Here is a 13,210-nt window from a genome sequence, read left to right on the forward strand (position 1 = left end):
GTCTCTTCTTCCACTTGCCACTATTCTTTCCCTCCACGTCTGACGACGTAAGGTCTTTTTAATTTTCACAATCCATTTTCTTGCTTTTTCTTGCCATACAGTGAGTATTTTTTTGCTTATTGTTTTGATTCTTCTGGAATACACCCCATAATGACGAATCGTTTTAAATTGCTCATCTGGTATATGACGAATGAGCCGTGAAATAAATTCTTCTACACTGACTGTTTCTGTTTTTTCTTTCCCATCTGTTTTGTCATGGTATTTAAAAGTTACACATTGACCATCATATGCTTCAATCCGATTGATTCCAATTGCAGGTCGACGAATATAACGACCAATGTAGCGTAGCTGCTCTTTTATGCTCCCTTTCTGTTTTGGGGCATACACATAGAAGCCTTCACCATTTTCGGTAAACGCCTTTTGAAGTCGGGATTGTATTTTTTTCTTTTCTTTTCCTGTTAATCCTTTACGTATTAGTTTCAGTACAACAGTTTGCCATTGTTTTCGAAGCATTGTAAAGGGCAAGTAGTCATATTGTTTCCATTCCCCTTTTTTCGTCAACCCACCCATAGTCACTAACATATGAACATGTGGATTAAAGTTAATCCTTGAGCCAAAAGTATGTAATCCTGCGATGATCCCTGGCGTTACTTTGGCTTTCTTTTGAAAGAAGTCGGTTAAAAGCCTTGCGGCTTTATCCATTAAATCTTTTAATAAATGTCGATGAAGTAGAAATACATCTCGCAATCCCTCATCAATTGTAAAAATAACATGCCTATGATTAACCTGAAAAACGTCTTCTGTCAACAACCTACTCCATTCTTCACTTTCCCCAACTGAGCATGTTGTGCAAAAACGTCCTTTACAGCGATGGGGTACCTTCCGAACATCATGACATCCTTCACACACGAAAAGCTTAAATCCTTTTTTAAAGTCTCCACAATCGCGAAATTTCTCTACTTCTTTAATAACAATGGGTCTGATCTTTTTACCATATTTATTTTTGAATTTCTCCCAGTGTTGATGTTGGTCAAAGAAAATACGTTTTAATATGTTCGTCTCCATACAACAAAAATACCACAGTATCAAGGACTGTGGTAGATCAAAATTTTATACTTTCTGGTGTATGAAATAATGTTTTTAGACACAAAAATATCCCAGTGACTATGATATGATTGAAATACTTAACCAAGTTTACTCAATCATCCACCCTACAAGGAGGTCATAGTCAATGAGACTACTTAATAGTAAACAAGGTTTAAGAAGAAGTCAATTCGCAAAAGAACTTAAAGGTGCTAATTTAGAAAAGGTATTACTTGTTCCAATTGATGTTTCAAAGGTTTTACAGAAATCCATGATCTTAAATTACTTTGGTGAAGTGATTCAGACATCATTTTCCTTCATGGTTAATCATACTGGAATGAAGTATCTTATCCAAAAGATTGAAGATGCCAAACATTCATGCCGTGCTGAGAAAGTATTTGTTGGTATAGAAGCAACTGGCCACCACTTATCTTTCAAAAAAAAACTAAAAACAGCACCCCGCGAGGTGCTGTTTTTATGTTTTCAAATGACTTGCTGATTAACGATCAACGACAACAATGAACTCATAAATCGTTTTGCTTGTTGTTGGGTCATTGTACACATTTAAGATATCGCCATCGCTTAGATCACTAAGCTTTAGGATCTTCTTCGCTGGATCTGCCAAATGGGAGATATCGATATCATAATAGTAGGAATCTGCACCATAACGGTCTACATTGATGAAGAAGGTTGGGTCAACATCCTCATCTCCACCAGCAGCCATTACTTCAATGACACCGTTCTTCGCATCAACACCACTGCTTACGATTTCTAACTTATCCCATGTAAATGTGACATCATATCCAGATGTTACAGCAAAATCTTGTTTAACAATTTTACCAACTAATACGTTATCAATACCATCCGTAAACTTACCATCAGCATTTGCATCCACATATAATTCAATTGTATCTGTTGAGACTTCATTTAGAACGAAATCTACATCACCATAAACATCATTAGTTACAGCAATTGATGCATTGTTAAATGCAGTTGTGGTTAATTCAGATGGATTGACGGCATTAAAGGATTCTTTTGCAACCGGAGTTGCTTTGTCAATCTCATTACCACTAATTGTGATGATGAATAACTTGCCTTCTTTTAGATCATTTTTGTTTGATAGATCGCCAGCATATAGTTCAACAGCTTGATCCTCAATTGCCATCGTTACATATAAGCCATCACTCTTCACAGTACGTTTAAGTACTAAACCATAATCAGATTTGCCTAAGGAAACATCACCATCATGGATAACCACAAGTGCTTCTAATTCATTATCATCCACTTTGGCAACGACATCAAAGTCGCCACTAATGTCTTCTAAAGAGTTCCAATCAGTAGCTTCAAGGAACTTCTGATCGTAAATAGCTGTATCTTCTGTCACATAATAACCCTTACCATCGATTTCAATGATATCATAATCATCATCGATATCTGCTTGAGTTAAACCAGTATCTGCAACTGTACCAGATTGAGTTCCATCTAATACATCGATTGAAGCAACAGAGCCATCACTATTAAATTCAACATCAACCAATGTTCCTGGAGTTAATAGAGATTGAACTTCTGTCAAATCTGCTGCTTTATCTAGTTCTTTAAGAGCACCATTAAATTCAGTATCATCCTCAGTTAATTCATAGGCCACTTCTTCATTGTTTGCATTTACAAATTCAATATAGTATTCTGTTGAAGCGGTTCTGGATACCCATGGTGCTTCTGTCACCATTAATGGTATATCTTCGCTGCTTCCTACACCATTTACGATATGACGGCCATAGTTCCAACCATCTGTAGCATCTTGATATTTACCTAAGTAAACCGTAACCTCTGTTCCAACCATGTCCTCAAGATCCGTTAGGTTTGCACTTGGAACATCATCCTCAGGTGTACCTAACAAGGTAACCTCATCGTTTTCATCAAGGCTATAAGTAAAGTTAGGTCCTACATAGATTGTTTTGCCATCGACAACTAATGAGTAATCCCAGTATTTGTTCGAATCAGCATCAATGGATTCTAATTCACCAGTGATTTTGCCATTATAAGCAGCTAGGACATATTCTCCACCTTCTGCTTCCCAGAAGTATAGAACATCATCCTTGTCCAAATCTTCTAAACTAGCCATTTCATCATTTTTCATGATGACATAAGTTTCGCCATCAAGTCTCAATGTTGACTCATTTTCACTATCTCTGAAATACTTCACTTTCTCATCATCAACATTTACACTTGTAACTACAACTGGATCATCATAGTTTCTTTGATCCATAAAGACGATCTCATCGTCATCATTTAAGATTACGCGTCCGGCAACTTCTCCTAAATAACCATAGCCAACGCCTTTTTCGCTAGAAGCCATTCTTTCAAGATTACTAACTCGCTCGTAGTTGTAGTAAACAACCGCATTGTCGGCTAATTTGAACGTATCATCGGCTTCATCTAAGGAGACTTCGATGTCATCTTTACCAATGTCTAACCCTACACCGCCCTGAATATCAACGATATAATCCCACTCGATGATATCCTTCTTGTCAGTTGTTACGCCTACATAAAGAACGGTTTCGTCATCTTCTAATTTTCCATCATTGTCTAAATCCTTGACAAAGATTGTCGCTTCATATCCCAAGAATTGGTCAATTGCCAGTTTATCATTAACTGTGAAGGTGTATTCTTTTCCACCATCTTCTTCAGATAATTTTACAACGACTTCATCGTTGTCTAAATCAGTAAGGGAATAAGCTGGAGTTTCTGCAACAACCACTTCATCATACTCGAATACGTTTAAGTATTCGGAAAGTAAGGTTTCCCCTTTTTGCTCTTCAAATTCTAAATCGTCACCATATTTAACTCTTTCCATCAAATCGATATCTAAAGAGTTATTGATCAAAATGGCAACATCTCCGCGCAATGCAGGCTTACTTTGATTAAATTGAAGATTTCCTGTAATGCCGATCTCTGCGCCCTTTAATAAGTAATTAGAAGGCCAATTTGTTCCTTCAACAGCTGGCTCATAGCCTAATACGCGAACAAGCATGGTAATTGCTTCACCATAGGTTACTTTATCCGTTGGCTTAAATGTACCATCGCCATGTCCCTTAATAATTCCCTTTGCCGTTGCAAGGTTGATATAGCCACTATACCATTGGTTAGCCGCTACATCAGGGAACTTGGTTGCGCCACCTGAAGACTTGGCTGTAGCATCAAGGCCAATTGCTCGAATCGCCATCGCTGCAAATTCAGCTCTCGTAATATCTTGTTCTGGTTTGAATGTTCCATCATTGAATCCTGTCATAATACCTAATGCAACTAATCTGTCAACCGCTTCAGCATATTGTGTTCCTTCTACATCACTAAGTTCAGCAGCAAAGGTTGGTGTCACTATAGAGAATATCATCATCAGTGATAAAACTAGTGACAAAACTTTTTTTCTACTCATCCATTGTTTCCTCCTCTTTAATTCTTCTTTCTTGTGTTCAGTTGAATCGACTTTTGAAATAGAATCACCCCCAAAAAATTTCTTTTATATAAACACTTGGTCTTTTAAAGAATCCAAGATGTTTGAAAGGGAATCGGGTAACGTTTTACTCCTCTATCGAATAAATCATGAAAAGAAAGCATTGCTTTCTTCTTTAGCTTTTAAAAAGCCCCCCCTTTAGGTTTAAAGGGGGATTAAAGAGGAGAAACAAAGGTCACGAAAGCAAATACCAAGGTTATGAGTAAGCACTTACTTATTTGTGACCGTTGTTTAAAGCAATCACCGTAGTGATTACTTACTACTATAAAATACCACTATTTTCTTCTTGCTGTCAATCTAAAAAATAATCTTTTTCTAAACTTTTTAAAAGATGTAGGGTAACCCCTTCAAAATCCTTTAAATCGTCCCATTCATCAAAGAACTGCGCTAGATCATCAAATAGCAAATCAGAGACTTTTAAAGTATGAATAAATAGAAAAGTTACTAGAATTGAAATCGCTAGACTGATTTGTTCCTGATCTAGCTGTTTTTTTACGTCTGAGTGAAAAAATCTTTTTTCAAGCATGACCTTCAACATTTGATAATTGAGTCCTATTTCTTGATTGACCATCGAATTTCTCCTCTATTTTTGTTCTCTCAAATAATGAATAGATCACAGGGATGACAATCAGTGTTAACAAGGTGGATACAGTTAATCCACCAACTACCACTGTCGCCATCGGCGCATGGGTTTCCGCCCCTTCCCCAATCCCTAATGCCAATGGAAACAACCCTAGTACAGTTGTCAATGTCGTCATTAAGATCGGGTGTAATCGAGTTGGGCCGGCCTTTAATAAGGCTTCATAGACAGACATTCCCTCTTTTCGAAGCTGATTAGTATATTCAATCAGTACAATCGCATTACTCACTACAATTCCAACCAGCATAATAATCCCTAGTAAAGCGGGAACACTGATTGCCCTTCCTGTAAGCACTAAGCTTAGGGATACACCAAATAAGGTTAATGGCAATGTGAACATAATGACAAAAGGATGCTTGTATGATTCAAATTCTGCAGCCATAACCATATAGATTAAGACGACAGCTAAGATAAAGGCGAACCCTAAATCCCCAAAGGACTCTTCCATGTCCTTACTTTCCCCACCAAATTCAATTGAAAAGTCAGAAGGAATATTTAATGAGTCAATTTTTGCCATAATGTCACTGTTGATGCCTTTTAAATCTCGGCCATAAATGGCAGCCGTAATGTAAGACATCCTTACCTTATCCTCACGATTGATTGAGGTTGGCCCTTGTGATTTTTCAATATCGACTAATTCACTTAATGGGATTTGCCGTCCTACCTTCGGTGAGAATACATAGATTTGGTTTAAGTCATTTAACCTCTGAATGTCGTTTTCACGATATTGGACGCGAATATCCATCTCTTGCCCATTAGAGCGATAAACACTTACCACTTCCCCATTCACCGCTGTTCTTAACGTTTTGCTGATACTAAATATATCAAGCCCGTAATCCTTTAATTTTTCCCGTTGGAAAGTTAATTGAGCTTCCGGTTTCCCTTGACTAAAGCTGCTTTTTGCATCCCTTGTACCAGGTACGCTTCTCACGATTCCTAATACATCATCGGTTATCCTTTTTAAGGTTTCTTGATCATTTCCTTTAATCGAAATAAAAACAGGATCGGCAGAAAATAAACTTGATGCAATAAAGCCTTTTTCTTGCACCTTAATATCGACACCAGGAAGATTAAATTTGGCGCGTAGACCATCAACAATTTCTGCAGTCGATTGTGTTCGCTCTGCCATATCAACCAAGGTTACATCGATGATTGCATAATCTGGTAAATCAATTTGCACATTGGCATTTTTACTCGTTCCCATCGTAACAAGGGTCATGTCTACCTCTGGGATTTCCTCTAACTGGCTTAGGATTCCTTTCACCACTTGATCGGTTTCCTCTACTTGAGAGCCACTAGGCATTTCGATTTCAATACTAAACTCCCCACTATCCATTTTAGGCATAAACTCCCCGCCAACAAATGGAACTAACGCTACCCCGAGTAAGAAGGTAATGAGGGCCACCGCTAATACCGATTTTCGATGGTGTAAAGACCATTTTAGTAGCCGTAGATAACCTTTTTCTAAGCGAGTAACATATTTGTTTACTATCTTAGCCATTCCTTCTAATCCATTTAACAGTCGTTTCCCTTTCCCTTGACTACCAGCCTTTTGTTTTAATAAAATTGATGAAAGCATTGGTGTCACGGTCAAGCTAACGGCTAAGGAGGATAAAAGAGCAAAAGTTACCGTTAATGCCAATGGATTAAAAATCTGTGCGGCAAGTCCTTCAACAAACATCATCGGTAAAAAGACGATTACCTTTGTAATGGTCGCAGCTATTACAGCCGTTCCAACTTCTTGAACCCCCAGCTTGGCTGCCTCAATAATTCCCCGCTTTTCTTCATGATAATGGCGATAGATATTTTGCATGACCACAACTGCATCATCCACCATCATCCCGATTCCCAAACCTAATGCACCTAATGTGATTAAGTTGATCGTAATTCCACTAAAGTACATCAGAGAAAAAGTGGTCACAATACTAATTGGAATCGCAATCGAAACAACCAATGTAGACGATATCTTTCCTAAAAATAGATAAAGAATCATAACCGCCAAAGTCGCACCAATCAAACCATCCTTTATTAGGTTTTTAATCGAGGCATTGATAAATTCAGCAGAATCGATGATTTTATTGATCGAAATATTTTCGGGTAATTCCTGCTTGAGCTCTTCCATTTTTGAATTGATCTGTTTAGAAATCTCTACTGTGTTGGCATCTTTCTGTTTATAAACAAAGATGCCGACAGCAGGTTTTCCATTAAAATAGGTTTGTTCACTGGTTTCAATATAGCCTACATCAACCGTTGCGAAATCCTTTAAATAAATCCGTCCGCCACTTGGGATCGTAAAGGTTAAATTTTTCAGTTCATCTAGGCTATTGATTTCTCCCTTGGCTCGAACAGATAATTCTCTACTACCTTCATCCAGTTTTCCTAATGCATAATTTCGGCTATCTTTAGAGATCGTTTCTAGGACAGCAGGAACAGATAAACCATAAGCTTTCATCTTTTCTGGATCTAGCTGAACCTTGATTTCATTCTCTCTTCCTCCAATGATCTCAACCTTGGAAACCCCTTTGATTTTTTCCAGCTCCGGTTTTAAATCGATTTCAGCGGTTTGATAAAGTGTTCCTAACAATTCTTCCCCAGAAAGAGAGTATTGTAGAACCGGTGTGGCAGTGGGGTCCATTTTTTCAACGATTGGATCCTCCAATAGGTCAGTTGGCAAATCATTTCGTACCAAGGCTACTTTATCCTTCACATCAATCGCCGCAATATCTAGGTCGGTTCCCCATTTAAATTGAATCATGATGGTAGATACATCCTGTGAGCTAGTAGATGAAATCGTATCAAGGTTATCTAATGATGCAAATTCATCCTCCAATATTTTTGTAATCTGTGTTTCGATTTCTTGCGGAGAAGCCCCTACGTATTTAGTGGTAACCGTCACAACAGGCATATCCATATCGGGAAAAAGATCAACAGGTAAGCGAAACAACATGGTGATTCCCAGAACGATGCTAATCATCATCACCATCGTGATGGCAACAGGGCGGTCAATGGACACATTGGCTATTTTCACAATGCTTCCCCACCTTTATTTACAAGATCACCGTTCTTCACCATATTCTGTCCTTTAATGATCAGTGAATCACCTTCTTTTAGCCCTTCTATGATCTCGACTTGTTTCCCATCTGTAATTCCTGTTTGAACCTGTGTCTTTACTGCCTTCCCATCTTTCACAAGATAGACATAATGCTCTCCCAATTCCTCAAAGGTAGCATCGACAGGAATCGCGATAATCTTTTCCTTTCGTTCCATTGTGAATAAAACATTAGCTGTCATCCCTGATTTGATCTTTCCATCCAGGTTATTGATTAGAATTTTGATTGGATAGACCTTTGTTTGTGGATCGATCGTTGGACTCACCTCTGTCACAACGCCAGTATAAGGCTCTATAGCAGCAGAAGGGATTTCAACCTGAACCTGAGCTTGAGGATGAACCGAGGAAATTTCCTTTTCAGAAACATCAACTAATGCTGTTACCATTTGGTCATCTAGCACTTGGACTACTGGATTTCCTTGCATCACGAATTCACCAGAATCGAATTTAACAAATCCCACTCTCCCATCAATCGGTGAATGGATCCGTGTATCATTTAGCTTGGCTTGTGCCATCTTCAAATTGGCTTGGGCTAAACCGACCTGTGCTTCAGCAGCACGGATCGTATCCTGACTTGCACCTTCTTCAACCAAGGAGAGTTTTTCAACCGCTGACTTATACGCAGCTTCAGCAAGCTGTAACCCGGAAAGAGCCTGATCATATTGCTGCTTAGAAACCGCATCTGCTTCAAATAATTCCTTCATCCGCTCAAAATTCGTCGTAGCTAGATCAAGCTGGATTTTGGCTTGATTTACCGCTTGGTTTGTTTGTTCTCTTTCTTGTGGCCTTGCCCCATTACGTATATTGGCTAAATTCGCTTGAGCAATCGATAAACTTTTTTGGGCTTGCTCTACTGCTGCTTTTAAATCTTGATTTTCCAATTCAAAAAGCAAGTCTCCTGCTTTCACTGAATCCCCTACATTTACATACACTTTACTTATTTTCCCAGGAATTTTGGTGGATACCAAAACTTCATCGTTTGAGGTAATTTCGCCAACAAGCTTTGTTTGATTTGCCATGGTAGTTGGCTTAATCGTTACCGTTTGAACAGGTATAGCCTGTTGTTGAACGACCTCTTCCTTTGAACAACCAACTGTTGTGAAAAGAAGAGCAGGAATAACCATCATCATCAATAAACCTTTTAATTTTTGCATTTCTTCCCCACCCTAAGCTTATTTGTTACCAATCATATATCCGTACTCATATAGTGCTCGATTGTAATCTAGCTTTGCTTGAAGCTCATCAAGACTTGTTTGCTTCCATAATTGATCCGTATTGGCTAAATCTTGATAGGAAATCATTCCTGCTTTATATTGCTCCAGCATGATCCGATAGGTTTCCTCTACCTTTTCCACCTGCTGTTGCATGACCTGTACTTTTTCAAACAACGAATTGATTTTAATCTGTTGGCTTCGTATCCCTACCTCGACCTTTGACTTGGTTTCTTCAAGCATCGATTGTTTCACTAATTTGCTTGAATAGACCGACTGATAAGCATATGTATTCTCTGGGGAGTATCTTTTTGTCACCTCTAACAGTTTGTCAATCGATTGCAATTCCAAATCTAGCTTTTTAAGAGAAGGGCTATAGGCTAGTCCTTTTGTTAGTTCCTCTTCGTTTAGATTCGCTTTCACTTCGATCTCTTCATTAACAATCGTTAAAGGATTAAGTGGTGGCCGGTTCATCACTTGGTTAAGCTGCATTTTTTTCATTTCAAGATTATTCCTTACTTGTTCTAATTCGCTTTTTACCATCTCTAGCTGAACCTCTGATGATAAGACATCCACTTTTGTGATCGTTCCTACCTTATAATTGAGCTTTGCAATTTTCACTTGTTCTTCTGCCCGTTTGACACCACTTTCTAAAACCTGAATTGCTTGCTGCAAATATAGCGCATCTAAATAGGCATTCGTCGTCATGAGGGCAACATTGTTTTCTTGCTCCTCTTTATCTAATTTGGCAATCTCAAGTTGGATCTTTGCATCAAAGGGAAGAAAATATTTTGCCTTTCCCCCCTCGATAAAGCTTTCTTGTTTACTTGAAATTTGCTTTGAAGAATCCTGCCTTTCCCTAAGTTGAATCTGTTTGCTCTGAATCACATAATCCAATGATTTCAACAAACTATTGTTGGCGATCGATTCATTAATCGCTTCCTCTAATTGCATTTCCCGATCTTCCTTTACGGCCGCTGAAAAAGAATAACTACCCATTGCGAATTGAAGGATGATCATAATGGAAAGAATAATGAGTCCATTCATTTTCTTTCTTTTCAACATCTGACGCAACTCCTTTAGAAGTAATCACTTACTTACTGTATGGATAAATAAAAAATCGATCCGATTTAGAAACTCCTGAACATCCCTTTCAATCTCCCATTCATTTTCAATGGGAATAAATAAAAAGGAAGTCAACATCCCAATCGTCATTCGTAATAAAAGAGAATTTTGTTCCTCTGGGAGTCCAATTCGTCTAACCAATTCCTTTAACATCGTAAGATTTTGTTCAATGATATTGACCTGTTCTGATAGTTCATGATGCATTTCGCTTTCGATTAAAAGCAATTTAATGATCTCGCGATTATGGGCAATAAAAAAGATCCTTTCCTTTAAAAACTCCTTTAGTGCCCTGATCGGAGTATACCCCTGACCTTGAAGGACGAGTTCGATCGACTTTGCCATAATTGGACTAATGGTCGCTAAGAATAGTTCACTTTTCGACGGAAAATAGCGGAATAATGTGACCTCAGAGATGTTCGCTCGTTTGGCTAATTCTAGTGTTGTTGCACCCATATAGCCTCGTTCAATAAAAACCTCTTTGGCTGCCTGAATAATTTGTTCTTCTCTTTCTTCCTTTGTCATCCGTCTTTTCTCCATTTCATCACCACCTTCTTTATAAGTAATTACTTACTAACCATAGTTTATAACCATTCTATTTTTTTGGCAAGGGTTTTTTTTAAAAGAAAAAGACCCATACTCAGAAACGTATGGATCTAGCAAAAACTTTATTCTTTTTGTTCACTTATGACTTCATATTCCCCGCGAACCATGAATACAGCTGTGCCACTCACAATCTTAACACCACGACCATCGTTTCTAGGATAAATCAATTGATGGTTTAACGGGATTTTTGTACCATTCTTCAGATCCGTTGCGCCTGTTACATCAGGTATACCATTTGCATCTTTACTATAGGCTGTCGCTGTACCTGCACGCAGAATCATTTCTGTTCCTGCATTCCCTACTAACAAGTCACCTGCTTTTAAATTTAAGACAATAATCTGTGCAACTTTCACTGTTTCTTCCCCATCAGTAGGTTGTCCACTTGGTAATCCACTTTGCTTAAGTAAGTTGATTTGCTGATCGACATAACTTTTTGTTACGAGCGGATCCTCTTGCGATCCTGGTTCACTTGTTTCACCAGCCATAGCTGTGGTGACAATCGACCCAGCTAAAATCAAAGCACCAATACCTAAACCTAATTTCACCTTATTACTCATATTCAATCTCCTTTTAACAAGTTTGTATAGATTATTGATAGATTCGTACCGTTTTATTTGTTCCATCCCATTCCACCTTCGCATGAAAGGCTTCACTAATGAATCGAAGTGGAACCATGGTTTGACCATTATATAACATCGCTGGAGATTCTAAGGTGATCACTTGGTCTTGTTCCCTTACGTTTCGGTCATTGATCCGTAATTCTATAACTTCATATCCTTTTATAATAGTAATCGTTTGGGTCGTCCCATCCCAAAAAACATACGCTTGTAATTCTTGGCTCACGTATCTAACTGGTACCATAGTTAAACCGTTATTAATAAATGGCTTTTGCTCGGGGAAATTAACGAATTTACCATTCACATAAACGGTTGGCTGTACTAACGTATTCTCCTTCGCTGGTTGAATTTTGACTATTTTGTTAGCTGGATGAGAAGCTAAGATGGCTTCATGTAGTTTTTCTGGTGTAATGGTTGGGTTACCCGCATTGATTCTCGGAACTAAAAATGGATTTGTTCTTCGGTCTGCCATTCCTTTTCTCAATGTAAAGGCCAATTGATAGCCTACTTTTTTTAATGTAGAAACACTATCCTGATTATAAGCTCCAAAGGGATAAGCAAAGGCATATACATGTTTATTTGTAATATTTTCAATCACTTCTCGGTTTAATTCCAAATCATCCTGAATTCGCTTCTCATAGTCACTTTGTGACTCGATGTATTGATCGATAGATAATTTTGTTGTCAAAAAAGGCTTAGGATGATCTTCGCTCGTTTTTCTATGCAAACCATAACTATGACTTTGTAAATCTGCTAATGGATCTTTCGACAACTCTAGCATTTCCTCACTCGTCAATCGTGGTAATCCATTGGGTTTATCAATCCACTCGCCAATCACAAAATTAGTAGAGGGTATATTGTACTTTTTTAATATTTGATAAGCATAATTATAATAGCTTTCATATCCATCATCAAAAGTAATGAGTACACTATTAATTGGTATAGACTCTTTATTGTAAAGAAAATCCTCAAATTGTTGCATCGAAATGAAGTTATATCCTTGTTCTACAAGATACTCAATTTGACTTTGAAATAACTCAGGTGTAATGGTAGCACTACTTTTAAAGTTTGAATCAATATGATGGTACATAATGACCGCTACCCGGTCTCTATAATATTCTGTATTAGAAGCAAAGACAGATGACTGAAGATTGATAAATAGAATCAGTGACATGGCTACAATTAAGAAACTAGCTAAGAATTTCTTGTGTAAATATTTGTTACGATGGGTTCTCTTTCTTTGTTCCACCATTTTTTCCCCTTTGCAGTTTAATAGAATCACATAAACTAATCCTATTCTACCACCAAAAT

General features: G+C 37.9%; 9 protein-coding genes and 1 pseudogene (1 of these 10 running past the window's edge). 1 reads left to right on the forward strand and 9 read right to left on the reverse strand.

Features of this window, described 5'->3' with window-relative positions:
• A pseudogene (locus tag TEPIDINF_RS10175) lies at window positions 1–1,065 on the reverse strand (IS91 family transposase); it reaches 245 nt to the left of the window's first position.
• A 166-nt stretch (window positions 1,066–1,231) separates the two neighbouring features.
• Between TEPIDINF_RS10175 and TEPIDINF_RS10180 the strand changes: the two are divergent.
• Window positions 1,232–1,582: a hypothetical protein gene (locus TEPIDINF_RS10180; RefSeq protein ID WP_421691919.1), complete on the forward strand. Its 351-nt coding sequence runs from the start codon at window positions 1,232–1,234 to the stop codon at window positions 1,580–1,582.
• Here TEPIDINF_RS10180 and TEPIDINF_RS10185 read toward each other — a convergent pair whose 3' ends face one another.
• The 8 genes from TEPIDINF_RS10185 to TEPIDINF_RS10220 all read right to left on the reverse strand — a co-directional run bounded on the left by TEPIDINF_RS10185 (window position 1,583) and on the right by TEPIDINF_RS10220 (window position 13,151).
• Window positions 1,583–4,516, reverse strand: coding sequence for an S-layer homology domain-containing protein (locus tag TEPIDINF_RS10185; RefSeq protein ID WP_421691920.1), 2,934 nt, complete (start codon window positions 4,514–4,516; stop codon window positions 1,583–1,585).
• 370 nt (window positions 4,517–4,886) lie between these two features.
• Window positions 4,887–5,165 carry a hypothetical protein gene (locus TEPIDINF_RS10190; protein WP_068726327.1) on the reverse strand — a complete coding sequence of 93 codons (279 nt, stop codon included), beginning with the start codon at window positions 5,163–5,165 and terminating at the stop codon, window positions 4,887–4,889.
• A complete protein-coding gene (locus tag TEPIDINF_RS10195) occupies window positions 5,113–8,262 on the reverse strand; it encodes an efflux RND transporter permease subunit (protein ID WP_068726330.1) in 3,150 nt (1,049 codons plus the stop codon). The genes TEPIDINF_RS10190 and TEPIDINF_RS10195 overlap by 53 nt, the downstream gene beginning before the upstream one ends.
• Complete coding sequence (locus TEPIDINF_RS10200; protein ID WP_068726332.1) at window positions 8,259–9,497, reverse strand: efflux RND transporter periplasmic adaptor subunit; 1,239 nt, start codon at window positions 9,495–9,497, stop codon at window positions 8,259–8,261. The genes TEPIDINF_RS10195 and TEPIDINF_RS10200 overlap by 4 nt, the downstream gene beginning before the upstream one ends.
• Before the next feature lie 18 nt (window positions 9,498–9,515).
• Complete coding sequence (locus TEPIDINF_RS10205) at window positions 9,516–10,619, reverse strand: TolC family protein (RefSeq protein ID WP_068726335.1); 1,104 nt, start codon at window positions 10,617–10,619, stop codon at window positions 9,516–9,518.
• A gap of 24 nt (window positions 10,620–10,643) precedes the next feature.
• Complete coding sequence (locus TEPIDINF_RS10210) at window positions 10,644–11,216, reverse strand: TetR/AcrR family transcriptional regulator (RefSeq protein ID WP_068726337.1); 573 nt, start codon at window positions 11,214–11,216, stop codon at window positions 10,644–10,646.
• Window positions 11,217–11,344: 128 nt separating this feature from the next.
• Window positions 11,345–11,839 carry a hypothetical protein gene (locus tag TEPIDINF_RS10215; protein WP_421691921.1) on the reverse strand — a complete coding sequence of 165 codons (495 nt, stop codon included), beginning with the start codon at window positions 11,837–11,839 and terminating at the stop codon, window positions 11,345–11,347.
• A gap of 31 nt (window positions 11,840–11,870) precedes the next feature.
• Entirely contained in the window at window positions 11,871–13,151 is a 1,281-nt protein-coding gene (locus tag TEPIDINF_RS10220; protein WP_082732507.1) for a stalk domain-containing protein, read from the reverse strand.
• Window positions 13,152–13,210 lie beyond the last annotated feature (59 nt).

Origin of the sequence: Tepidibacillus infernus (assembly GCF_048898065.1) — a bacterium.
Lineage (GTDB): Bacteria > Bacillota > Bacilli > Tepidibacillales > Tepidibacillaceae > Tepidibacillus_B > Tepidibacillus_B infernus.

What these genes read in the sequence shown, in the direction of transcription:
- TEPIDINF_RS10180 (WP_421691919.1), top strand. Translation starts at nt 1,232, where the DNA reads ATGAGACTACTTAATAGTAAACAAGGTTTAAGAAGAAGTCAATTCGCA.
- TEPIDINF_RS10185 (WP_421691920.1), bottom strand. Translation starts at nt 4,516, where the DNA reads ATGAGTAGAAAAAAAGTTTTGTCACTAGTTTTATCACTGATGATGATA.
- TEPIDINF_RS10190 (WP_068726327.1), bottom strand. Translation starts at nt 5,165, where the DNA reads ATGGTCAATCAAGAAATAGGACTCAATTATCAAATGTTGAAGGTCATG.
- TEPIDINF_RS10200 (WP_068726332.1), bottom strand. Translation starts at nt 9,497, where the DNA reads ATGCAAAAATTAAAAGGTTTATTGATGATGATGGTTATTCCTGCTCTT.
- TEPIDINF_RS10205 (WP_068726335.1), bottom strand. Translation starts at nt 10,619, where the DNA reads ATGTTGAAAAGAAAGAAAATGAATGGACTCATTATTCTTTCCATTATG.
- TEPIDINF_RS10210 (WP_068726337.1), bottom strand. Translation starts at nt 11,216, where the DNA reads ATGGAGAAAAGACGGATGACAAAGGAAGAAAGAGAAGAACAAATTATT.
- TEPIDINF_RS10215 (WP_421691921.1), bottom strand. Translation starts at nt 11,839, where the DNA reads ATGAGTAATAAGGTGAAATTAGGTTTAGGTATTGGTGCTTTGATTTTA.
- TEPIDINF_RS10220 (WP_082732507.1), bottom strand. Translation starts at nt 13,151, where the DNA reads ATGGTGGAACAAAGAAAGAGAACCCATCGTAACAAATATTTACACAAG.